This window comes from Ruegeria sp. EL01, from assembly GCF_900313035.1.
In the GTDB taxonomy this organism is placed as follows: Bacteria; Pseudomonadota; Alphaproteobacteria; order Rhodobacterales; family Rhodobacteraceae; genus Ruegeria.
In genome coordinates this window covers 265,783-285,060 of the sequence record NZ_OMPS01000048.1, presented here as the reverse complement: position 1 = coordinate 285,060, position 19,278 = coordinate 265,783, and the positions used below count along the sequence as shown (strand labels likewise).

The 19,278-nt window shown below is 57.0% G+C and carries 26 protein-coding genes and 3 tRNA genes; 13 read left to right on the top strand and 16 right to left on the bottom strand.

Annotated features, from left to right (window positions below; translation table 11 throughout):
* Positions 1 to 2 precede the first annotated feature (2 nt).
* The 6 genes from D9K61_RS25580 to D9K61_RS27110 are packed head-to-tail and all read left to right on the top strand — an operon-like array spanning position 3 to position 3,022.
* On the top strand, positions 3 to 1,355 hold the full coding sequence (locus D9K61_RS25580; RefSeq protein WP_120636020.1) for a hypothetical protein: 1,353 nt from the start codon (positions 3 to 5) through the stop codon (positions 1,353 to 1,355).
* A 1-nt stretch (position 1,356) separates the two neighbouring features.
* On the top strand, positions 1,357 to 1,704 hold the full coding sequence (locus D9K61_RS25575; protein WP_120636019.1) for a hypothetical protein: 348 nt from the start codon (positions 1,357 to 1,359) through the stop codon (positions 1,702 to 1,704).
* A gap of 8 nt (positions 1,705 to 1,712) precedes the next feature.
* Entirely contained in the window at positions 1,713 to 1,868 is a 156-nt protein-coding gene (locus D9K61_RS27115) for a hypothetical protein (protein ID WP_162947026.1), read from the top strand.
* Positions 1,861 to 2,091, top strand: coding sequence for a hypothetical protein (locus D9K61_RS25570; RefSeq protein WP_120636018.1), 231 nt, complete (start codon positions 1,861 to 1,863; stop codon positions 2,089 to 2,091). Before D9K61_RS27115 ends, D9K61_RS25570 begins: the two co-directional genes overlap by 8 nt.
* Positions 2,088 to 2,750, top strand: a complete 663-nt coding sequence (locus tag D9K61_RS25565) for an N-acetylmuramoyl-L-alanine amidase (RefSeq protein WP_120636017.1) — start codon at positions 2,088 to 2,090, stop codon at positions 2,748 to 2,750. Before D9K61_RS25570 ends, D9K61_RS25565 begins: the two co-directional genes overlap by 4 nt.
* Positions 2,738 to 3,022: a hypothetical protein gene (locus tag D9K61_RS27110; RefSeq protein ID WP_162947025.1), complete on the top strand. Its 285-nt coding sequence runs from the start codon at positions 2,738 to 2,740 to the stop codon at positions 3,020 to 3,022. Before D9K61_RS25565 ends, D9K61_RS27110 begins: the two co-directional genes overlap by 13 nt.
* A 144-nt stretch (positions 3,023 to 3,166) precedes the next feature.
* Here the strand turns inward: D9K61_RS27110 and D9K61_RS25555 are convergent, their stop codons facing one another.
* From D9K61_RS25555 to D9K61_RS27105, 3 genes are all read right to left on the bottom strand, one after another.
* Positions 3,167 to 3,505, bottom strand: coding sequence for a hypothetical protein (locus tag D9K61_RS25555; RefSeq protein WP_162947024.1), 339 nt, complete (start codon positions 3,503 to 3,505; stop codon positions 3,167 to 3,169).
* Positions 3,505 to 4,188 carry an SOS response-associated peptidase gene (locus D9K61_RS25550; protein WP_120636014.1) on the bottom strand — a complete coding sequence of 228 codons (684 nt, stop codon included), beginning with the start codon at positions 4,186 to 4,188 and terminating at the stop codon, positions 3,505 to 3,507. The genes D9K61_RS25555 and D9K61_RS25550 overlap by 1 nt, the downstream gene beginning before the upstream one ends.
* 180 nt (positions 4,189 to 4,368) lie before the next feature.
* Positions 4,369 to 4,452, bottom strand: a tRNA-Tyr gene (locus D9K61_RS27105).
* A gap of 116 nt (positions 4,453 to 4,568) precedes the next feature.
* Between D9K61_RS27105 and rlmB the strand changes: the two genes are divergently transcribed.
* The 4 genes from rlmB to D9K61_RS25530 all read left to right on the top strand — a co-directional run bounded on the left by rlmB (position 4,569) and on the right by D9K61_RS25530 (position 6,861).
* Entirely contained in the window at positions 4,569 to 5,339 is a 771-nt protein-coding gene (gene rlmB, locus D9K61_RS25545) for a 23S rRNA (guanosine(2251)-2'-O)-methyltransferase RlmB (protein WP_120636013.1), read from the top strand.
* Positions 5,340 to 5,354: 15 nt separating this feature from the next.
* Positions 5,355 to 5,636, top strand: coding sequence for a hypothetical protein (locus D9K61_RS27660; protein WP_120636012.1), 282 nt, complete (start codon positions 5,355 to 5,357; stop codon positions 5,634 to 5,636).
* Between the two features lie 105 nt (positions 5,637 to 5,741).
* Entirely contained in the window at positions 5,742 to 6,194 is a 453-nt protein-coding gene (locus D9K61_RS25535; RefSeq protein WP_120636011.1) for a YHS domain-containing (seleno)protein, read from the top strand.
* Positions 6,195 to 6,390: 196 nt separating this feature from the next.
* A complete protein-coding gene (locus tag D9K61_RS25530) occupies positions 6,391 to 6,861 on the top strand; it encodes a CoA-binding protein (protein ID WP_120636201.1) in 471 nt (156 codons plus the stop codon).
* Positions 6,862 to 6,863: 2 nt separating this feature from the next.
* On the opposite strand, the gene D9K61_RS25525 is transcribed toward D9K61_RS25530, so the two are convergent.
* The 3 genes from D9K61_RS25525 to hisF form a co-directional block, all read right to left on the bottom strand.
* Positions 6,864 to 7,439, bottom strand: a complete 576-nt coding sequence (locus D9K61_RS25525) for a hypothetical protein (protein ID WP_120636010.1) — start codon at positions 7,437 to 7,439, stop codon at positions 6,864 to 6,866.
* Positions 7,440 to 7,523: 84 nt separating this feature from the next.
* On the bottom strand, positions 7,524 to 7,841 hold the full coding sequence (locus tag D9K61_RS25520) for a phosphoribosyl-ATP diphosphatase (protein ID WP_120636009.1): 318 nt from the start codon (positions 7,839 to 7,841) through the stop codon (positions 7,524 to 7,526).
* Positions 7,838 to 8,599 (bottom strand): imidazole glycerol phosphate synthase subunit HisF, encoded by a 762-nt coding sequence (gene hisF, locus D9K61_RS25515; protein ID WP_120636008.1) that lies wholly within the window; start codon positions 8,597 to 8,599, stop codon positions 7,838 to 7,840. The genes D9K61_RS25520 and hisF overlap by 4 nt, the downstream gene beginning before the upstream one ends.
* A 117-nt stretch (positions 8,600 to 8,716) precedes the next feature.
* Here hisF and D9K61_RS25510 point away from each other — a divergent pair, with 117 nt between their 5' ends.
* Entirely contained in the window at positions 8,717 to 9,163 is a 447-nt protein-coding gene (locus D9K61_RS25510; protein WP_162947023.1) for a DUF302 domain-containing protein, read from the top strand.
* 11 nt (positions 9,164 to 9,174) lie between these two features.
* Here the strand turns inward: D9K61_RS25510 and D9K61_RS25505 are convergent, their stop codons facing one another.
* On the bottom strand, positions 9,175 to 9,639 hold the full coding sequence (locus tag D9K61_RS25505) for a DUF2867 domain-containing protein (protein ID WP_120636007.1): 465 nt from the start codon (positions 9,637 to 9,639) through the stop codon (positions 9,175 to 9,177).
* A 4-nt stretch (positions 9,640 to 9,643) separates the two neighbouring features.
* On the bottom strand, positions 9,644 to 10,366 hold the full coding sequence (gene hisA, locus D9K61_RS25500; protein WP_120636006.1) for a 1-(5-phosphoribosyl)-5-[(5-phosphoribosylamino)methylideneamino]imidazole-4-carboxamide isomerase: 723 nt from the start codon (positions 10,364 to 10,366) through the stop codon (positions 9,644 to 9,646).
* 134 nt (positions 10,367 to 10,500) lie between these two features.
* Between hisA and D9K61_RS25495 the strand changes: the two genes are divergently transcribed.
* Positions 10,501 to 10,902, top strand: coding sequence for a DUF2147 domain-containing protein (locus D9K61_RS25495; RefSeq protein WP_120636005.1), 402 nt, complete (start codon positions 10,501 to 10,503; stop codon positions 10,900 to 10,902).
* Positions 10,903 to 10,906: 4 nt separating this feature from the next.
* Here D9K61_RS25495 and hisH read toward each other — a convergent pair whose 3' ends face one another.
* Together hisH and hisB are read right to left on the bottom strand one after the other, a co-directional pair.
* Positions 10,907 to 11,545 (bottom strand): imidazole glycerol phosphate synthase subunit HisH, encoded by a 639-nt coding sequence (gene hisH / locus D9K61_RS25490; protein ID WP_120636004.1) that lies wholly within the window; start codon positions 11,543 to 11,545, stop codon positions 10,907 to 10,909.
* A gap of 58 nt (positions 11,546 to 11,603) precedes the next feature.
* Positions 11,604 to 12,191, bottom strand: a complete 588-nt coding sequence (gene hisB / locus D9K61_RS25485; RefSeq protein WP_120636003.1) for an imidazoleglycerol-phosphate dehydratase HisB — start codon at positions 12,189 to 12,191, stop codon at positions 11,604 to 11,606.
* 153 nt (positions 12,192 to 12,344) lie between these two features.
* On the opposite strand from hisB, the gene D9K61_RS25480 reads away from it, so the two are divergent.
* The gene (locus D9K61_RS25480) at positions 12,345 to 12,584 is read left to right on the top strand and encodes an Lrp/AsnC family transcriptional regulator (protein ID WP_120636199.1); all 240 of its coding nucleotides are present in this window, start codon (positions 12,345 to 12,347) and stop codon (positions 12,582 to 12,584) included.
* On the opposite strand, the gene D9K61_RS25475 is transcribed toward D9K61_RS25480, so the two are convergent.
* From D9K61_RS25475 to D9K61_RS25450, 6 genes are all read right to left on the bottom strand, one after another.
* Positions 12,581 to 13,513 (bottom strand): GNAT family N-acetyltransferase, encoded by a 933-nt coding sequence (locus tag D9K61_RS25475; RefSeq protein WP_254055873.1) that lies wholly within the window; start codon positions 13,511 to 13,513, stop codon positions 12,581 to 12,583. The genes D9K61_RS25480 and D9K61_RS25475 overlap by 4 nt on opposite strands.
* 19 nt (positions 13,514 to 13,532) lie before the next feature.
* Positions 13,533 to 13,607 (bottom strand) — tRNA-Gly (locus D9K61_RS25470).
* 34 nt (positions 13,608 to 13,641) lie between these two features.
* Positions 13,642 to 13,716, bottom strand: a tRNA-Gly gene (locus D9K61_RS25465).
* Between the two features lie 338 nt (positions 13,717 to 14,054).
* Positions 14,055 to 14,438 carry an MAPEG family protein gene (locus D9K61_RS25460; protein ID WP_120636002.1) on the bottom strand — a complete coding sequence of 128 codons (384 nt, stop codon included), beginning with the start codon at positions 14,436 to 14,438 and terminating at the stop codon, positions 14,055 to 14,057.
* Between the two features lie 81 nt (positions 14,439 to 14,519).
* The gene (locus D9K61_RS25455) at positions 14,520 to 17,957 is read right to left on the bottom strand and encodes a pyruvate carboxylase (RefSeq protein WP_120636001.1); all 3,438 of its coding nucleotides are present in this window, start codon (positions 17,955 to 17,957) and stop codon (positions 14,520 to 14,522) included.
* A gap of 146 nt (positions 17,958 to 18,103) precedes the next feature.
* The gene (locus tag D9K61_RS25450; protein WP_120636000.1) at positions 18,104 to 19,240 is read right to left on the bottom strand and encodes an alpha-hydroxy acid oxidase; all 1,137 of its coding nucleotides are present in this window, start codon (positions 19,238 to 19,240) and stop codon (positions 18,104 to 18,106) included.
* Positions 19,241 to 19,278 lie beyond the last annotated feature (38 nt).

The window sequence follows — 19,278 nt, the reverse complement described above, 5'->3', positions numbered from 1 at the left end:
ATATGACGCTTCCACAGTCGAACAGATACAAACTTTATCAGCCGGTCGTATTGACCACTGAGTTCGATGTCACGTTCCCAATATTTTCTACAGGTGACGTCTCTGTTTTTATCGATGGTGTCAAAACCGTTCTCTTATCGATCACCGCAACCTTCGCAAATGGACGATCAACCGACGCCAAGGTTGTTTTGAACAGTGCGGTAACCGACGTCGATGTCGAGATCTACGGCACTCGCTCACCCAGGCGGGAAAATCAGTACTTAGGGAATTCGCCAAAGCTCTCTGAAAACCTCCAAAACGATGCTGACGCTCTGACTGCCGTACAGCAGGAGCAGGCGCGGGATGCAGCCGGAATGATGCGGGTTTCTCCCAACGTCGCTGCAATAAGCCCGCTTGAAGTCGATGCGGCCAATCGTGCAGGTCGTGCGCTTAGTTTCTCAAATGATGGGTTAGGGTTTATCGCCGGGCCAACCGTGGCGGACATATTGGCGGCAGAAGGCAATGCCGCAGATGCCACAGCAGCAGCGGCCGCAGCAGCCGCCAGCGCTGCGGCCGTCCAGGTCACGCAGGTTAAGAGTGTTAGTATCTCTCGGGCGATAGTGGTTGAGGATCGAAAGGCACTTTTGAATTGCTCAAACATCCCGACCCTGACACTCCCTCTGGCCGCGACACTGGGGAACGGGTTCTGGTTTGATGTTACGGATAGCCTCGGCGTCACGACAATCGCGACCACAGGCCCAGAACAGATCAATTTCAAGTCCACGTTTAAGACGCTCCCGGGTCAGCTGGTGCGTGTCTTCTGTGACGGCGTTCGCTTCACCGCGTTCGTCTTGAGCAAGGGATCTTCGGAAGAAATCAACATCACCAGCAACACTGCGTTTTTTGCCCTTGATGTACCCATTAGCAACCGAGGTTTCCGTTACAATTTCCATGGCTACAAGCCTGAAATCGATGGTGCCTACCTACTTTTGCAGGTTGGTACAGAGGGGGCATCGGGTGCCTTTTTTGAAGCCGTACAGGGTTACTTCGTAAATGATTTTGGAGCGGCCCCTGGGGCGGCTGCAGCTGGGGTGAACATCAATGGCTTTTCCCTAACCACCAGTCAGTTGAACAGTGGTAACCATGAATTCCGAGGGTCTGGCGATGGACTGGTGCAGGGTCTCCGCGTTTTGAATGGCAGCCCAACTTTTAAGGGTCATCGGGCTGGGGTTCCACCACCTGGTACGGAGAACCATTCATTGTTTGGTGCCGGGAGGCTGACAGATACCAGCATTTTGGGATGCAACGCGATCCGGATAAAGGCGAACGCTGGCAACATCAGCCAGCTTCACATGCGCATCGATTGGGAGATTTGATATGAAAGCCCTGATCAACGGTATCCAAGTCACTCTCAACAAAAAGCAGCAGGAAGACGTCGAAAAAGGCTGGGCCAACCAACCGCTACCGGTTGAGTCTGATGTTAAGCGTGAAGCAGCGCGGCGCATCCTCGAAATCGCACCCGAATGGAAGCAGCGAAACCTACTCGCTCAGGCGGTCAAACTCACAGCCAAAGGTCGTTCGAATTGGACCGAAGATGAACTCGCAGCTTGGGAGGCTGGTGAAGTTATCTGGTCTACGGTGACCGCAATCCGTGAAGCCTCCGACAAGATCAAGCGAATGAGCCCAATCCCAACGGATTTTCAGGAGGATAAGCGTTGGCCTTGATGCAAGCAATGAAGGGGTTTTTAGGCAGTCGGCGCAATCGGCTCGACCTGTTCCATGTCACCGTTCCCCTTGTGATGGTTCTGTCGATGTCTCCGACAAGTTTTGCAGGAGCTCTACTGTTCCTGGTGGTCTGGGGCCTGATCAGGACATTCGGATATGGCTGATGAACGGAACGTTTCATGGCTTCGTGTAATAGCCGTTGCCTCCGTCATCGCCCTGTTCGTCGCTGACTACGTGTTCAACCTAATGGCAAAAGCGCCGCCCTGGTGGGCCTATGCGCTACCCGGCCTTTTGGCTCTGGGTATCGAAGGGCCCGCAGTTGGCAGGCTATTGATCCAGATCGTTCGGGCAGCGGCCCGTGTTCCACAGGAGGATGAAAAGAAATGACGTTTTCTATTCGTGATATCCAAGCGAGATGTGCCGCTCTGGGCCATATGCCGGGGCCAATTGATGGGATGATGGGGCCGCAGACGCGCAGCGCCATCAACGACGCGCTCAAGGACCGGGACGGCCGACGCCTGCCGGATCTGTTCCACCCCTCGGGGCTGCATCGTATTCATGGTCATTGGACTGCTGGCGCTAAAGGCATCATCGATTTGGAGTTGCGTCATTACAACGAAGTGATCGATCACGACGGCCGGGTACACAGCGGCAAGTTTCCCGCAACAGCCCAGGCAACCTATCGGGTTGGTCATGCGGCCTCACACACCTTGAACGCCAACACCGGAGCCATCGGGATTTCGGTGGACTGTATGGCAGGTGCGGTAGAGCGGCCGTTTAATAAGGGTTCAGCCCCGATGACTTGGGCGCAGGTCGAAGCCTTGGCGGAACGGATGGCGTACTACTGCGGCGCCTTTGATATCCCGGTTAGTCGCTATTCCGTTCTCACCCACGCCGAGATCCAGCCGACGCTTGGAATCAGGCAGCGCTTTAAGTGGGATATCTGCTGGCTGCCAGACATGGAGAAACCCGGCGATCCGATTGTTGTCGGTGATCGCATCCGCGAGATGGTGAAGGAGAAGATGGAAATGCCATGGGCGGCTTGAACCCTTGGGTGATCCTTGGCGTTCTGGCCCTTGTCGTTGGGTCAGGTGGGCTCGGCTATCGCATGGGGTACAGCGCGGCCGAGGATGACCACAAAGCGGAACTGCTGGAACAGATCGAGGCCGGGCAAAGGTCGGAGGCGGCAAGGATCAGAGTAGCCAACGAACGCGATGATCTCGCCCGAATGTTGGAGGAAGAAGAAAATGCGGACCCTGTTATTGTTGAGCAGTGTCTTAGCCCTGACCGGGTGCGGCGGCTCAACGCCCTTCGTTAAGCAGACCAACCCATGCGCGGATCCGGTACTTATTCCTGGGGGGTGGCTGAACGACCGGCAAATCGAGCGGCTTTGGAGGCAAGATCGTCGCGAGCTTCTGGACTGCGGCGACAAAGTAGAAAGCTTGTCAGGCCGAGAGATTCGCTAAGCTGGCGTGATGTGTTCGACCGGGCGGAAATTGTAGAACGATCCCCGGCCGCATAGATCCGCATCAGCCACAGCCAGTTCAAGATCGAATGCCCGGATCATTGGGGCAACCAAACCCGGGTCCATCAAATAGATCGAAGCGGCGTCACGCGACTTGGTAGATAGCACACAGTCAGCGTTCCAACCCCAGCGACCTCGGCCTGCGTTCTCATCAAGCCACAAGGTCATCTCGTCTAACCGACGCCCCAAACCTTCCTCTGGTACCCTTACCCTTATCCGAATGGGGAAATAGTTTTCGTCGGCCGTCTTCTTTCGTGATCTGCTGCGTGTCGTCATTACTCGTGAAATTCCTCTATCATCTCCGGGCCGTTATCTTTCATCCCGAACTTTCGGACGGGGTGAAACTTAAACTGACCATCCCAGCCAGCACCAAGGGCATTCTGGGCTTCGGTTGTACCGATCTCTCCTTTTATCCACGGTTCGACCTGATCACTTGTTAGGATCACGGGGGTTCGTGCGTGGAGGTCTTTGATTTGAGGCAGGGCGTCTCTGGTCAGGATGGTGCAGGTGCGCAGACCGTCACCCATGTAGGAATGAAGACCGGCAAAGAAGAAACAGGGCTGATTGGTTTTCACCGTAATGTACCACGGTTGCTTGTTCCCCTTGGTTCCCGTCCATTCGTAATAGCCGAGGGCAGGAATAGCACAGCGCCCGGACTTCCATGCTGTTCGAAAGGTTGGCTTTTCCGGTGCGGTCTCGATTTTCGCGTTGAAGGTTGTCGCCTTCCACTCTGGAACCGGCTTCTTGTGCCAGTGAGGGACGAACCACCATCGCGCCGTTGTCAGCACCGGTTCATCATGGATCATTGCTGCCATCTGGATTTGATTAGTCGGCTTGACGTTATAGCCCGTCACGTGCGGGGCTGCGTCATCTGCGAGAAATGGCGCATCGAGGAACCCGCGCATGATCTCCAGCATTTGTGCCTGGGTCATATCACCGGCTGCAAAACGTCCGCACATAGCACTCACTCAACTGTTTCCTAGCCAGATTATGCTAGCGGTTTTGGAACGGGTCATGAACTGGTTATTCGTGATGAGTACCAACGTGAGTACCACATGAGTACCAGGGGTTGCCACGAGCTTGAAGAAACAAGAGATTTCCTAGTGGAATTATCGCTTTGCATCAGATACTTAGGGTGATGGTGGGCGACCCTGGAATCGAACCAGGCGTGCGTCTCCGCGAGGGAGTTACAGTCCCCTGCCACACCTTGCGGCCTGTCGCCCACTGTCAGGCGTTGCACCTGACGTGGAGGCGTGATTACTAGCGCGCTAAAGAAGCGTCAACAGGAAAATTATGCTTTGACGCAGGAAACCTATCGCCCGGCTTGGAGGCCCAAGAAATGAAAAAACCCAAGTGGGTCGTTGAAAAGGAGCAGGCCCGGAAAGCGGCTGCATCCGAGACCGTCTGGCTGTTTGGTTTGCACGCGGTACGCGATGCCTTGATGAACCCGGAACGCCAGAAACTGCACCTTGTTGTGACCCGGAATGCGCGCGACAAGCTGGCCGAAGCCATTGAGTTTGCAGGCGTTGAGGCTGAGATGGTTGATCCTCGTAAATTCAGCGCTCCAATTGATCCAGGATCTGTCCATCAAGGCGCCGCGCTTGAGGTGAAGCCATTGGATTGGGGTGGTCTGGCCGAAAACTGCATCGGTCGCGAGAACCCGAGGGTCATATTGCTGGATCGGGTGACCGATCCACACAACGTGGGTGCAATTCTTCGCTCGGCCGAGGTGCTGGGGGCCAGCGCGGTGATCGGTACGCGCCACCACTCTGCTCCAGAAACCGGGGCGCTGGCCAAAACAGCCAGCGGGGCGCTGGAACGTCAGCCCTATCTGCGGGTGCGAAATCTGGCTGATGCGATTGTCGAACTTCAGAATATGGGATTTCTGGTGCTTGGGCTGGATGGTGAGGCCGAACATACGATCGAAGGCGCGCTAAGTGGCGGACAGGATCGTCCAGTGGCACTGGTTTTGGGGGCAGAGGGGCCCGGTTTGCGGCAAAAGACCAAAGAAACCGTGGATCAACTGGTGAAAATTGACGCAGCCGGCGGGTTCGGCTCACTGAACGTATCAAATGCAGCGGCAATCGCCCTATATGCATCGCAGCACTGAAGTTAGGAGAGAGCCATTCCCGGTCCGTCCAAAATTGCGACCTGCTGTTATTGCGGTACACGCGCCGCGCTGGTGCTCAAGGGGAACGACCGGCACGAGCTTAGCTGCTCGAGCTGTGGTGCCCCACTGCATAACCTGAAGATGTTGCCCAAGCGAAAGACGTCAGAGTCCCGGCCGGCGCGTGAAGCTGCAGCTTACCCACCCTCTCGCAAGCCCAAACGCAAGAAAAAGAAGAAAACGATGTTTTCGCGCGTTGTGGATGAGGCTTGGGATGTGATCGAAGATATCTTCGACTGACCCGCCCTGACTGCCGTACAGACGTTCACAACCGCGTCAACAGGGGTTTCAACGGGCGCTAAAAGTTGCAATTTACCACCCTCTGTTCCTGATTCTGAAATCGTGATGCTGACCCGACGTTTCCTTCTTGGCGCGCTGACCGCCACCGTTTTTGCTCCTGCTGTGCAGGCACAAGATATGCCGGTCTACTTCGAGATCGACGGGGCCGCTATGGCGGGTTATGACCCTGTGTCTTATTTTGAAAGCGACGTGCCCGTCCTTGGTCAGCCAGAGATTGCTGTGACGTGGAAAGGCGCGGAATGGCATTTTGCGTCTCCGAAACACCGGGAAATGTTTGAAAGCAACCCGCGCGCATTTGCGCCTCAGTTCGGTGGGTATTGCTCCTACGCCGTAGCATATGGCGTCCTCAAAAGTACCGACCCGCAAGCCTGGCAGGTTGTTGATGGCAGATTGTACCTGACGCATTCGCCTCAGGTTGAACAGATCTGGGATCAGGACCGCGGTGATTACATTCAAATGGCTGATGAACACTGGCCTGCCATCCTGTATCAGGAATAGGGGCAATTGCGACATTTGTGAAAAGTCATCACAAAAATGAGCGCGACCTCTTTTTTATAGCCAGATCATGCCTAAATGTCACAGTGACCGCGGAACGGAACTGCCGCGGGTCATTTCACTGTCCCTCGTTCCAAAACTTGCGCCCAAGGTTTCTTGGGCGCTTTTTTCTTTTCTGGACCCTGCTAAGGATAGGGCGATGACCGACTACTCCGACGAACATCTGAAATCGATTTTGCAACGGACCAAGACGGTGGCTGTTGTCGGGGTTTCGATAAGCCCTGTCCGCCCCAGCTACTATGTGGCGCGGTATCTTTCGCTAAAAGGATACCAGGTCATTCCGGTCAATCCGGGCCATGCTGGGAAGGACTTGTTCGGTCAAACCGTGCGGGGCAACCTTTCGGAGATAACAGAGCCGGTTGATATGGTGGACATATTCCGCCGATCCGAAGCCGTACCACCAATTGTCGACGAAGCGCTGGAGGCATTTCCAAACCTGCAGACGATTTGGATGCAGATAGGCATTGAACATGCCGAGGCTGCAGCCAAGGCGCAGGCCCGGAGCGTCGATGTGATAATGAACCGGTGCCCAAAGATTGAGTATCAGCGCCTGTTTGGCGAACTGCGCATGGGCGGGTTCAGCACCGGGATCATATCCTCGAAACTATAAGTTTAGCCACCGGCATAGGGTTTTAACCGCGCCACCTGCTCCTGACGGCGTTTTTCCAGAACCGCCTCGCGCGGAACCCATTCGTATCGGGTATCTTCGATCAGCGGCGACCAGAATAGCACGCCGCCATAGCGCCACGGATCCAATACCAGACCTTCATACATGGTTTCACCACTTCGACTGATGATGGCCGTGCTGTGATCGATTCGGAACGGGTTGTCGGCATTGGCAATGGCACGGTGCAGGGTAAGTGTGCGGAAGTTTTCCTGTTTCAAACGCCGTTCGATGTCCTCGGCCCAATGCCAACAAAGCCCGCGCGGGCGCGTTCCTCGGTTCACCTTGGCGTTGTGGATCAGCGGCGGGTCCGTGATTTGGTAGTCCTGCGCCAACTGCGCGGTGTAGGCATAGGCGATGCTGGCAGCACGCTGCGCCTCTTGCGGGTCAACATCCGGCCCGAGGCTTTGGATTTCGGTTGCCAGTCGCTGAACATCGTCACTGCTGGACGGGGCGCGCGCAGAACATGCGGTCAGCGTCAGCAGCGCGAGCAGGGCCAAAACATAGGCCATGGGTCTGATCATTCCTGCGTCCTTTGATCTGTCCTGCGCGGGTGCGCGTCGAACGGTCACTATAAAGGGGAAGTCAGGGTGGCGGAACCCGCAGGATCAACTACGGGGCCGAGACGCCTTTTCCGCAACGCCACTTGTCCCCTGACGCCTGGCTAGTTCGGACAACACGTCGTCCAGTGCAACATCGCGTGCGGCCAGCATGACCAGCAGATGATACAGCACATCCGCCGCCTCTGCGATCAGCTTCTCTTGGTCGCCCTTGATAGCTTCGATAATGGCCTCGATGGCCTCTTCGCCGAATTTCTCGGCGCATTTCTCAGGCCCCTTCGCCAGCAGTTTAGCCGTCCAGCTGGAGTCGGGGCCGGCGTCTTTACGGGCTTCAATCGTTGCTGCTAGGTCGTTTAGAATGCTCATGCCATCCTCATTGGTATGCCAGCAGCGGCCATGTGTTCCTTGGCCTCGCGGATCGTATATTCACCGAAGTGAAAGATCGAGGCTGCCAATACCGCGCTTGCCCCGCCCTCGGTCACACCTTCGATCAGATGGTCTAGCGTACCAACACCGCCCGAGGCAATGACGGGCACGTCAACCGCGTCGGAAATCGCCCGAGTCAGGGGCAGGTTGAACCCGGATTTGGTGCCATCCCGATCCATCGAGGTCAGTAGAATTTCGCCAGCGCCCTTGGCAACAACCGTTTTGGCGAACTCAACCGCATCGATGCCGGTTGGTTTGCGGCCGCCATGGGTGAAAATCTCCCATTTGCCGGGGCTGACGGTTTTCGCATCTATGGCAACCACGATACACTGGCTGCCGAACTGGTCCGCCGCCTCGGCGACCACATCCGGATTTGCAACCGCGGCGGAATTGAAGCTGACCTTGTCGGCCCCGGCCAACAGCAGGGCCCGCACATCATCCTTGGTGCGCACACCGCCGCCAACGGTCAGGGGTACAAAGCACTGCTCGGCTGTGCGCTGCACGACTTCGAACATGGTGCCGCGATTTTCATGGGTGGCGTGGATGTCGAGAAAGCAGATTTCGTCCGCGCCAGCCGCATCATAGGCCTTGGCCGATTCCACCGGGTCACCCGCATCGCGCAAACCAACAAAGTTGACGCCCTTGACCACGCGGCCATCGGCGACATCCAGACAGGGAATGATGCGGGTTTTCAGCATGGAACATCCTTTGTTGCCGCACCTCTACCGGCAAAGGCCCGCCGATGCCAGACTTGTGATTGCCCGAACACGCAAAGCTGTGAAAACTAGGGTGAAATTCACAGAAGGAAGTCCAATATGCGCAAACTGATACTGGCAACTATTTTCACCTTCGGAGGGGCGCTGTCCGCAATGGCTGACGACATAATTAAAGTTCCCACAGACAAGTCCGTGGCAGAGGCGCTGGACGCGCTTGAAGCCGCAGTGGGCAACGCTGGCGCAACTGTCTTTGCCCGCGTCGATCACGCGGCAGGGGCCGAAAAGGTGGGAACGCCCATCCCGGCCAACCAAGTGCTGATTTTCGGCAACCCAAAGCTGGGGACACCGGCCATGATGATCAATCCCGGTGCGGGCCTTTTTCTGCCGCTGAAGGTGCAGGCTTATGAGGATGCGGATGGTCAGGTTTGGTTGGCCTACGAGGACCCCAAAGAAACAATGGACGAATTCGACGAGGTCGAAAAATCCCCTGTCATCGAAAAGATGCGCGGTGCGTTGAAAAAACTGACGGCAGCGGCAGCCGGTTAGGCGCGATCAGATCAGGTGCTTGCGTGGCGAACCCGCGCAAGCGCATTCCGGGCGATCAGGATGTGAAACGGAAGGATCAAAGCCAGATACAGACGCCCGCCCAGATTGTGCCGATGGACCCAAGTGGCCAATGAAACACGACCGTTTTCCGAGTGTACGCAAACCCTGAAATCAAGATGACGATCGTTAAAACCTGCGATCACCTCGGTTTCATCATCATGTTCCACCGGAAAAATCCCCAAATTGTCGCTGGCATCGGGTCCGGTCTTACTGATCCCAAATGGGGCCACCAACTGGCCACGCAGGCGGACCAGTGCCGTTGCCCATGTCGGAAAAGCGGTGATGATTTCTGCGGCCCGGCGCGGCGGCAGGTCCGAGGCGACGCTGAAACAGTCCAGAAAATCACCGCTCTGCAGTCGTTTGTGCAACAAGCTATTGGCGGGTAAATCAGTCCGTTTGACACGCGTTTCGAACATCAGACTATTCTCTGAGCGCTGTCAGAGCCTCTTTCAGGTCAATCGCCCCATCATACAGCGCGCGGCCCGAAATCGCACCGTTCAAATCTGCGCCACAATCGCGCAGGGCGATCAGGTCAGTGATCGAAGAGACCCCACCCGATGCAATGACGGGGATCGAAACCGCCTGCGCCAATGCGGCCGTGGCTTCGATGTTCGGACCTTGCATCGCGCCGTCGCGATTGATGTCCGTATAGATGATCGCAGCGACGCCTGCGTCCTCAAAGCTGCGCGCCAGATCGGTGACCTGCACATTGGTTTCTTCGGCCCAGCCTTTGGTTGCCACCAGCCCGTTGCGCGCATCAATCCCCACAGCGACCTGACCCGGGAAAACGCGCGCTGCGTCGCGAACCAGTTCTGGGTTCTCGACCGCAACCGTGCCCAGAATGACGCGGGCCAGGCCCTTGTCCAACCAGGTCTCGATTGTGGCCATGTCACGGATGCCACCCCCAAGCTGGGCGGGAACGTCACAGTCTTTCAGGATTGCTTCGACCGGGGCTGCATTGACCGGCTCGCCCGCAAAGGCGCCGTTCAGATCGACGAGGTGCAACCAGTCACATCCGGCCTCGACAAAGGCACGGGCCTGAGCAGTCGGATCTTCGTTGAACACGGTGGCCTTTTCCATTTCACCGCGCAGCAGGCGTACGGCGTGGCCGTCTTTGAGGTCGATGGCGGGGTAGAGGATCATGTCGGGCGGCCCTATGTCATAGTTATTCGGGCGGGATATCGCACAAGCGGGGCAGGGGATGCAACGCGACGCAAAGTCAATCTTGCCCGAAATCCACGACCGGGTCAGACTGTTTGCAAAATAGGGAGAGTATTATGAAAAAACTGACACTCGCAGCGGCCTTTGCCGCCATGGCAACCAGCGCCTTTGCCGCTGATCCGGTCAACGGCCTATGGAAAACACAGCCAGGCGACACGGGTGGCTATCTTCACGTGACCATCGGATCCTGCGGCAGCGCCGTCTGCGGTACGATTGACACCGCGTTTGACAAAGATGGCAATGAGCAGCTGGAATACGAAAACCTCGGCAAACAGATCATCTGGGATATGATTCCCGAAGGTGGCGGCAAGTATGATGATGGTAAGATCTGGGCGCCAGATCGGAACAAGACCTACAGCTCAAAGATGTCTTTGGACAGCCAGAACAAACTGACCGTCAAAGGTTGTGTCGCGGGTGGTCTGGTCTGTCGTGGACAGACATGGACACGGGTTCAGTAACGCCTCATGGGGTCCAGGTCAGGAAGTTCCCGATCATACGTAGCCCCACATCCTGACTTTTTTCAGGGTGGAACTGCATCCCGATCATTGTGTCACGGCCAATCACGGCCGTGACCTCCTGGCCATACTCCACATAGGCCAGACGCTGCGCAGGGTCTATGACCCGAAAGTGGTAGGAGTGTACGAAATAGGCGTGATCACCTGATTTTACCCCGGCAAACACCGGATGATCGCTGTCCAGAGCCAGATCATTCCAGCCCATATGCGGGACTTTCAGCGCGCGGTCTGAGGGTTCAATCCGAACCACATCGCCCGCAACCCAATCCAATCCATCGGTTTCGGTGTATTCCAGACCTTTTGAGGCCATCAGCTGCATCCCAACACAGATGCCCAGAAACGGACGGGCTTTCTGTTCGACCGCCTCGACCATCGCGTCGTAGATGCCTTTGTGCCCACGCAGCTCGGCTGCGCAGGCCGGAAAGGCGCCATCGCCGGGCAAAACCAGCCGATCCGCACGCGCGACAACATCTGCATCCGAAGTCACGACAACCTCGCCCGCGTCCATCTCGCGCGCCATACGTTGAAACGCCTTTTCGGCGGAATGCAGGTTGCCGCTTTCATAGTCGATAATGGCAGTGAGCATCTGAGTCCTTTCTGCGCGCAACTTGTCTGAAAACCGGTGCCCACATTTCGGGTTGCGCTTACAGCGCGCCTTTGGTCGACGGAATCGCATCCGCCTTGCGCGGATCGGTCTCAACCGCCAGACGCAATGCGCGGGCGACCGACTTGAACGCCGCCTCGGCAATGTGGTGACTGTTGAACCCGTGCAACTGGTCGATATGCAGCGTAATGCCGCCATGGGTGCTGAGCGCCTGAAAAAACTCACGCACCAGTTCGGTATCAAATGTACCGATCTTTGGTGTCGGTAGGTCCACGTTCCAGATCAGAAACGGCCGACCCGACAAATCCAGTGCGCAGCGCACCTGTGCATCATCCATCGGCAAGTGACACTCGCCATAGCGACGGATGCCCTTCTTGTCGCCCAATGCCTGTGTCAGGGCCTGACCCAGTGCGATACCGGTATCTTCGACTGTGTGGTGATCGTCGATGTGATAGTCACCCGTTGCCCGGATCGTCATGTCGACCAGCGAATGGCGCGCCAGTTGGTCCAGCATGTGATCAAAGAACCCGACGCCGGTCTGATTGTCATACTGGCCTGTGCCGTCGAGATTGATCTCGACCGAGATGTCCGTCTCGGCGGTTTTGCGGCTGATCAAAGCGGTGCGCATGGGCGAATTCCTTTTGCTACAGGCGCGCTTATAGACGGGGCAGGGTGGATTGATCCAGACCAAGCGTGGCAATCGCTGCAAACTGTTGCAGGGGATTGCGCCCGCAGGCCCGGCATGCCAGCCTGCCCGCAACTCAACCAACAGGGCCAAACCATGTCCACCTGCGTTTTCATCCAGATCCGCTGCAAACCCGGCACCACCTACAAGGTCGCCGAAGAGATCGCGCTGCGCGAAATCCACTCAGAGCTTTATTCGACCAGTGGCGAGTATGACCTGCTGTTGAAACTCTACATCCCCGAATCCGAGGATGTGGGCCATTTCATTAACGAACACCTTCTGGTGATTCCGGGCATTGAGCGATCGCTGACCACGATGACGTTCAAGGCGTTCTAACCCAGTTCAAACGTGGTTACGCCGTAGATGCGGCTCAGATCAATGTCAGGCGCGTGGTCCGAGTACATCCGCGCCGTCTCAAATACCTTTTCCAATCCCAGCTCATCCGCCAGTGCAAAGGCCGCTGAATTGGGTTGGGGCATGTCCACGAACACGTCGTGTTCCCTGTGACTCTCTGGAATGGTGGTCAAAATCGAAGCCAGCAAATCCCGCGCGATGTCAGTTGAATCTGCAAACAGCGGCCCGATTTTGTAGCCTGCCTGACACAGGCGCAGGGTGGCATAGCCTTTGATCTGACCATTCTCGGTATAAGTATTCGACACGTGGCTGCCCGCGCTAAGCCAGCCTTGCAGGAACTGATCACGCGGGGCTGGGAACAGTTTGCGGTCATAGGCTTTCAACGTGTCAGACAGGCTGATCAGTGGGGTGATTTGATCCATCGGACGGTTTCGCAACCTGTTCAGCATACCATTTTTCGTTCCAGCAAAGCGGTAGTTGTTATACGCAAAGGTGAAGCCCGATTTGCGATAGTTGTCCTGCTGCTCGACCACCCCGTCCAGCCCCATGTTGCGCCCTTTGCAATGGGCCAGTGCGTGTTGCGCTATTTCCAACCCATGCCCCGAGCCCCGGAATTCTGGTCGAACGATGTAAAAGCCCAGAAACGCAAAGGTATCGTCATAATTGACGGCCGAAACGGATGCGATCATCTCACCATCCAGAAATCCACCCAGAAATCCGCCAGGGTCAGTTGTGCGAAAACACTCGGCGTCATGCGCGCCCGGATTCCACCCTTCACGGCCCGCCCAGTCCACGGCATATTGAACTTCGGCGGCGGTGAGGGGGCGAATGGTATAGTCCGGCATGGGCGTGGCCTCGTCTTGATGGAATTTGCGCGCAGAATGGCGCAACGCCCACCAAAGAACCAGCATGTTCGGAGAGGCTTGTATCTGGAGCGGGCGAGGCGATTCGAACGCCCGACCCTAACCTTGGCAAGGTTATGCTCTACCCCTGAGCTACGCCCGCATCAGATACTTATGGCGACCTTTCGGTCTCTCAATGGAGCGGGCGAGGCGATTCGAACGCCCGACCCTAACCTTGGCAAGGTTATGCTCTACCCCTGAGCTACGCCCGCGCCGTTGAGTGAGGCGTGAAGTATTAATTCTGGCGCAAAGCTGCAAGAGGAAAAACGCGTCACCGGCAAAAAATCTTTCGCGCGACGGAATTCATGTGCTGATCCGTTCAAAGGTTAGAACACAAAAACAAGCGCGTAGCAGAGGTGACGGATGAAGCAGGTAGATACTTTTAAAATGGCGCTTCTGGCGGCGTTGATTGTCATTGGCACATTTGCGCAAACAAACAGGTCTGGTGCCCAAGCCGGTGAACCTGTCCAAGCGTCGGAATTTTGCGACACCAACCAGTTGCAGCCCTGACGCCCTTACCTTGTTTGCGTAGCTGACAAGGGTTTCATTGTCAGAGGGCCAACACAAGGTTTGCCAGAGCTGCAACCAATATGGCGGCAAAGGTCAGCAGCATGCCAATCTGACGCAGAATGACGATCTGAGGTGTGCGTCCGAACCCGTAGGCATGCAAAACCCGTCCAGCCAACAGTGACAGCCCCAGCAGGTTTACCAAAAGCGCACCCGCGCCTTGTAGCTCGACCATAGCAATCAGCAGCAGCGCAAACGGAGCGTATTCGGCACAGTTTGAATGCGTCCGCATCGCCTTGATCATGTCCTTGCTGCCTCCGTCACCGACCGAAATCCGGCCGCTCCGACGTTGCGAGATGACATTGGCGCTGAGCGCGACGAACAAAAGCGCAATCAGTGCTGCGTAGATCGGAGTGATGGCAAGCATGGGGGCGGGCCTCCGTTAGAACATTGAAAAAGGCCGCGCAGTATCTTGCGCGGCCTTTCCTAGACTAAAGCGATTTTGCTTTTATTCCAGTTCGATCAGCAGATCCTTGGCGTCAATCTGGCCGCCCGGCTGGACATGGACAGCCTTGACCGTCGCATCACGCTCGGCGTGGATGCCGGTTTCCATCTTCATCGCTTCGATGGTCAACAGCATGTCGCCTTCCTTGACCTCCTGCCCGGCGGCGACCGTAACGGTGGCCACCACGCCTGGCATCGGCGCGCCGACGTGGTTGGGGTTGCCAACCTCAGCCTTTGGTCGCGCTTGCGTGGTCGAGGTCACCAACCGGTTCGGCACCCGGATTACCCGAGGTTGGCCGTTGAGCTCAAAGAACACTTTAACCTCGCCCTTTTCATCGGTCTCACCAATGGCCTGACAACGGATTTCCAGCGTTTTGCCCGGGTCGATTTCGGCTGTGATCTCTTCACCCGGCTCCATGCCGTAAAAGAAAGTACGCGTGGGCAGAGTACGGACCGGGCCGTAAATCCGATGGCGACCCATGTAATCCAGAAACACCTTGGGATACATCAGATAGCCGTTCAGGTCCTCGTCATCGACCTGCTTCCCATCCAGTTGTTGGGACAGGTCGGCCCGCGTGGCCTCCAGATCGACAGGGTCGACACCTTTGCCGGGGCGTTCGGTATTCGGCGCTTCATCTTTCAGAACTTTTTGAATGATGACATCCGGGAACCCGCCCGGAGGTTGGCCCAGATTGCCGCGCATCATGTCCGCAACCGAATCCGGGAAGGCCACATCCGTATCCGGGCTTTCCACCTCGGCACGGGTCAAGCCCTGGCTGACCATCATCAGCGCCATGTCACCAACAACCTTGGACGACGGCGTTACCTTGACGATATCGCCGAACATCTGGTTCACATCGGCATACATCTGCGCCACTTCGTGCCAGCGCTCTTCCAATCCCAGGCTGCGCGCCTGCGCCTTGAGGTTGGTGAATTGGCCGCCGGGCATTTCGTGCAGATAAACTTCGGATGCGGGGGCTTGCAGGCTGGATTCGAACGCTGCGTATTGGCCGCGCACCGCCTCGAAATAGTCGCTGATCTCGCGGATGGCTTTGATGTCCAGCCCGGTGTCCCGCTCGGTATGGCGCAGCGCCTCAACCACGGTGCCCAGAGTCGCTTGGCTTGTGTTGCCCGAGAAGCTGTCCATCGCGCAATCAACCGCGTCCACACCTGCGTCAGAGGCCGCCAGGATGGTCGCGCTGGCAATGCCGGCGGTGTCATGCGTATGGAAGTGGATCGGCAGCCCAACTTCTTCTTTCAAAGCGCGGATCAGAATGCGCGCCGAGGCTGGTTTCAGCAGGCCCGCCATGTCTTTCAGGCCCAGAATATGCGCCCCTGCATCGCGCAACTCTTTCGCCATGCCGACATAGTATTTCAGGTCATACTTGGCGCGATCCGGGTCAAGGATGTCACCCGTGTAACAAACGGTGCCTTCACAAATCTTGCCGTTGTCAATCACCGCATCCATGGCGACACGCATGTTTTCAACCCAGTTCAACGAGTCGAACACCCGGAACACATCAATACCCATCGAGGCCTGACGCACGAACTCCTGCACTACATTGTCGGGATAGTTGGTATATCCAACCCCGTTCGCACCGCGCAGCAGCATCTGGGTCATCAGGTTCGGCATCACTTCGCGCAGATCGCGCAGGCGCTGCCACGGGCATTCCTGCAAGAACCGATAGGCCACATCAAAAGTTGCGCCGCCCCAGCATTCAACACTGAATAGCTGCGGCAGGTTGGCCGCATAGGTGGGCGCCACCTTGATCATGTCGATCGACCGCATTCGCGTCGCCAGCAGCGACTGATGCCCGTCGCGCATGGTAGTGTCGGTGATCAACAGTTGGCGCTGCGCCTTCATCCAGTCGGCAACCGCATGCGGTCCCTTTTGCTCTAGCAGGTTGCGGGCACCCATCTGCGGCTCGGCCTTGAGCGCGGGGGGCTTGGCCTCTTTCAAATCGGCGCGAGGTTCGGGGCGATCCTTGGTTTCAGGATGTCCGTTCACGGTGATGTCCGCGATATAGGTCAGAACCTTGGTGCCCCGGTCGCGTCGCCGCTTGAAGTTGAACAGATCCGGTGTCGTGTCGATGAATTTGGTGGTGTATTCATTCGACAAAAAGGTCGGATGCTTCAGCAGGTTGATGACAAAGTCGATATTTGTGCTAACGCCGCGGATACGGAACTCCCGCAGCGCCCGGTCCATCCGGCTGATTGCAGCCTGCGGTGTTGGCGCCTTAGCGGTGACTTTGGTCAATAGCGAGTCATAGTACCGCGTGATCACCCCGCCGGCATATGCCGTGCCGCCGTCCAGTCGGATGCCCATCCCAGTTGCCGAGCGGTAGGCTGTGATGCGGCCATAGTCGGGGATAAAGTTGTTTTGCGGGTCCTCGGTGGTGATCCGGGTCTGCAGCGCATGACCGTTCAACTTTACCTCGGACTGGCTTGCAGCGCCGGTCGCTTCGGCCAGCGACTTGCCCTCGGCGATCAGGATCTGCGCCTGCACGATATCGATACCGGTGACTTCTTCGGTCACAGTATGTTCGACCTGCACGCGGGGGTTCACCTCGATGAAGTAGAACTTGCCGGTTTCCATATCCATCAGAAACTCAACGGTGCCTGCGCATTCATAATTTACATGTGCGCAGATTTTGCGGCCGAGTTCGCAGATCTCAGTACGTTGTTCGTCGCTCAGATACGGGGCGGGCGCGCGTTCGACGACTTTTTGGTTCCGGCGCTGGACCGAGCAATCCCGTTCGTAAAGGTGGTAAATCTCACCATGCTTGTCGCCCAGGATTTGCACTTCGACATGGCGGGCGCGGGTGATCATCTTTTCCAGATATCCTTCGCCATTGCCAAATGCGGCTTCGGCTTCGCGACGGCCTTCCAATACCTTTTCTTCCAGTTCATCCTCGGATGCGATCGGGCGCATACCACGTCCGCCACCGCCCCAGGACGCCTTGAGCATCAGCGGGTAACCGACTTCTGCCGCCTCGGCGCGGATCGCATCCATGTCATCGCCCAGCACTTCGGTCGCCGGGATCACCGGCACGCCAGCTTTGACTGCAACCCGCCGTGCGCTGGCCTTGTCGCCCAAGGCGCGCATGGTTTCGGCCTTGGGGCCAATAAAGGTGATGCCGTTCTGCACACAGGCATCCACGAAATCCGGGTTTTCCGACAACAGACCGTAGCCCGGGTGGATCGCGTCCGCGCCGCATTCCTTGGCAACCCGGATGATTTCATCGATCGAGAGATATGCCGCGACCGGCCCCATCCCTTCGCCAATGCGATATGCTTCATCCGCTTTGAAACGATGCAGGCCCAGCTTGTCTTCTTCGGCAAAGACGGCAACGGTGCGTTTGCCCATCTCGTTGGCTGCGCGTAAAACGCGAATGGCAATCTCGCCGCGATTGGCGATCAGGATCTTGTTGAAGTCTGTCATTTTAGGTCCCGGTCTTTTTTGTATGGCCGTGTTAATAGGCGGACATTACGGCCACGTACATCTGTAGTTCTGGGTAGAACCGGCATGTTATCGCTCGCAAACGCCGCCCTAAGGCGCTTTCCTTTTACATACGCCGCGCTGCAGCATCAATTGTTTGATTGACCCAGGGGAAATTGAGCAAGTGTTGCGATCCCCATTTGCCCCATATTGGCCAGCATGTCCTGTCTGAGTATGTCAATGACATGCGCAGGGCCGCGTGCGCCAAGCGCCGCAAGTCCAAAGAGAAAAGCCCGGCCCAGCATGACAAAATCGGCGCCTTTGCTTATCGCGCGCAGAATATCCAACCCGCTTGCAACCCCGCTGTCGAAGATCAGCGGCAGACTGGTGGCGGTGCGGATGGCAGGCAGCGCTTCGATGCTGGCGGGTGCTGCATCGAACTGACGGCCGCCGTGATTCGAAACCCACAGCGCATCAATGCCAGCCTGTTCCAAACGGGCCGCATCCTCAGGACGCAGAATGCCTTTGACAACAAATGGCCCATCCCAATGATCGCGCAGCCATTTCACGTAATCCATGTCCGGAGAGGTGCGCAGCAGATATCCGATATGCGCCGTCGGTGGCAGGTTCTGGCTGTCATCGATGTATTTATCGAGCGTACGCATATGCGGAACCCCGTGGCGCAACATACCCATAGCCCATTGGGGTTTCAGCGCGATTTGCGCTATCAATCGTGGTGTCAGTTGCGGCGGGTGAGTCAGCCCGGAGCGTGTCTGCCGTTCCCGTCGGGATGCGACCGGTACATCCGCGGTCAAAACCAGGGTTCGGAAACCCGATTGCCGCGCCCGATTCAAAAGATCGGATCGAATTTCCGGGTCTTTCGGCGGGTAAAGTTGAAACCAGGCGTTGTCCGCAAGGTGGGGGGCCAGATCCTCGGGGCACTGGCTGGCAACCGTTGACAATGTGTATGGGATACCAGCGTCGGCAGCGGCGCGCGCCAATATGCCTTCTGCATCCGGCCAGATCAGCCCGGACATCCCGATGGGCGAAACACCAAAGGGCAATGGATAGTCGTGACCCAAGACCCGAACACTGGTGTCAAACTCCAGCGCGCCATGCAGGATCGAGGGAGGTAAACGGAGTTGATCCAGCGCGTCTCGGTTCCGCTGCACAGTCGTTTCTGCGCCGGTCCCGCTGTCGATGTACTCCCAGACGAAATGTGGCAGTCGTCGTTTGGCGCGCCGTTTCAGATCCGATATGCCGGGATAGGTTCTGTGTAAGTCCATGCGGATTGATCGGGCTTGCGGCGCGATTCGGCAAGGAT

Excerpts from the sequence above, each read along its gene's own strand:
- D9K61_RS25550 (WP_120636014.1), bottom strand. The coding sequence starts at position 4,188 with ATGTGCGGACGTTTTGCAGCCGGTGATATGACCCAGGCACAAATGCTG.
- D9K61_RS25510 (WP_162947023.1), top strand. The coding sequence starts at position 8,717 with ATGCGCAAACTGATACTGGCAACTATTTTCACCTTCGGAGGGGCGCTG.
- D9K61_RS25555 (WP_162947024.1), bottom strand. The coding sequence starts at position 3,505 with ATGACGACACGCAGCAGATCACGAAAGAAGACGGCCGACGAAAACTAT.
- D9K61_RS25525 (WP_120636010.1), bottom strand. The coding sequence starts at position 7,439 with ATGATCAGACCCATGGCCTATGTTTTGGCCCTGCTCGCGCTGCTGACG.
- D9K61_RS27110 (WP_162947025.1), top strand. The coding sequence starts at position 2,738 with ATGGGCGGCTTGAACCCTTGGGTGATCCTTGGCGTTCTGGCCCTTGTC.
- D9K61_RS25575 (WP_120636019.1), top strand. The coding sequence starts at position 1,357 with ATGAAAGCCCTGATCAACGGTATCCAAGTCACTCTCAACAAAAAGCAG.
- D9K61_RS27115 (WP_162947026.1), top strand. The coding sequence starts at position 1,713 with ATGAAGGGGTTTTTAGGCAGTCGGCGCAATCGGCTCGACCTGTTCCAT.
- D9K61_RS25535 (WP_120636011.1), top strand. The coding sequence starts at position 5,742 with ATGCTGACCCGACGTTTCCTTCTTGGCGCGCTGACCGCCACCGTTTTT.
- hisA (WP_120636006.1), bottom strand. The coding sequence starts at position 10,366 with ATGATCCTCTACCCCGCCATCGACCTCAAAGACGGCCACGCCGTACGC.
- D9K61_RS25570 (WP_120636018.1), top strand. The coding sequence starts at position 1,861 with ATGGCTGATGAACGGAACGTTTCATGGCTTCGTGTAATAGCCGTTGCC.
- D9K61_RS25460 (WP_120636002.1), bottom strand. The coding sequence starts at position 14,438 with ATGCTTGCCATCACTCCGATCTACGCAGCACTGATTGCGCTTTTGTTC.
- D9K61_RS25450 (WP_120636000.1), bottom strand. The coding sequence starts at position 19,240 with ATGGACTTACACAGAACCTATCCCGGCATATCGGATCTGAAACGGCGC.
- D9K61_RS25475 (WP_254055873.1), bottom strand. The coding sequence starts at position 13,513 with ATGCTGGTTCTTTGGTGGGCGTTGCGCCATTCTGCGCGCAAATTCCAT.
- D9K61_RS25495 (WP_120636005.1), top strand. The coding sequence starts at position 10,501 with ATGAAAAAACTGACACTCGCAGCGGCCTTTGCCGCCATGGCAACCAGC.
- D9K61_RS25530 (WP_120636201.1), top strand. The coding sequence starts at position 6,391 with ATGACCGACTACTCCGACGAACATCTGAAATCGATTTTGCAACGGACC.
- D9K61_RS25565 (WP_120636017.1), top strand. The coding sequence starts at position 2,088 with ATGACGTTTTCTATTCGTGATATCCAAGCGAGATGTGCCGCTCTGGGC.
- D9K61_RS25520 (WP_120636009.1), bottom strand. The coding sequence starts at position 7,841 with ATGAGCATTCTAAACGACCTAGCAGCAACGATTGAAGCCCGTAAAGAC.
- D9K61_RS25480 (WP_120636199.1), top strand. The coding sequence starts at position 12,345 with ATGTCCACCTGCGTTTTCATCCAGATCCGCTGCAAACCCGGCACCACC.
- rlmB (WP_120636013.1), top strand. The coding sequence starts at position 4,569 with ATGAAAAAACCCAAGTGGGTCGTTGAAAAGGAGCAGGCCCGGAAAGCG.
- D9K61_RS25455 (WP_120636001.1), bottom strand. The coding sequence starts at position 17,957 with ATGACAGACTTCAACAAGATCCTGATCGCCAATCGCGGCGAGATTGCC.
- hisB (WP_120636003.1), bottom strand. The coding sequence starts at position 12,191 with ATGCGCACCGCTTTGATCAGCCGCAAAACCGCCGAGACGGACATCTCG.
- hisF (WP_120636008.1), bottom strand. The coding sequence starts at position 8,599 with ATGCTGAAAACCCGCATCATTCCCTGTCTGGATGTCGCCGATGGCCGC.
- hisH (WP_120636004.1), bottom strand. The coding sequence starts at position 11,545 with ATGCTCACTGCCATTATCGACTATGAAAGCGGCAACCTGCATTCCGCC.
- D9K61_RS25580 (WP_120636020.1), top strand. The coding sequence starts at position 3 with ATGACGCTTCCACAGTCGAACAGATACAAACTTTATCAGCCGGTCGTA.
- D9K61_RS25505 (WP_120636007.1), bottom strand. The coding sequence starts at position 9,639 with ATGTTCGAAACGCGTGTCAAACGGACTGATTTACCCGCCAATAGCTTG.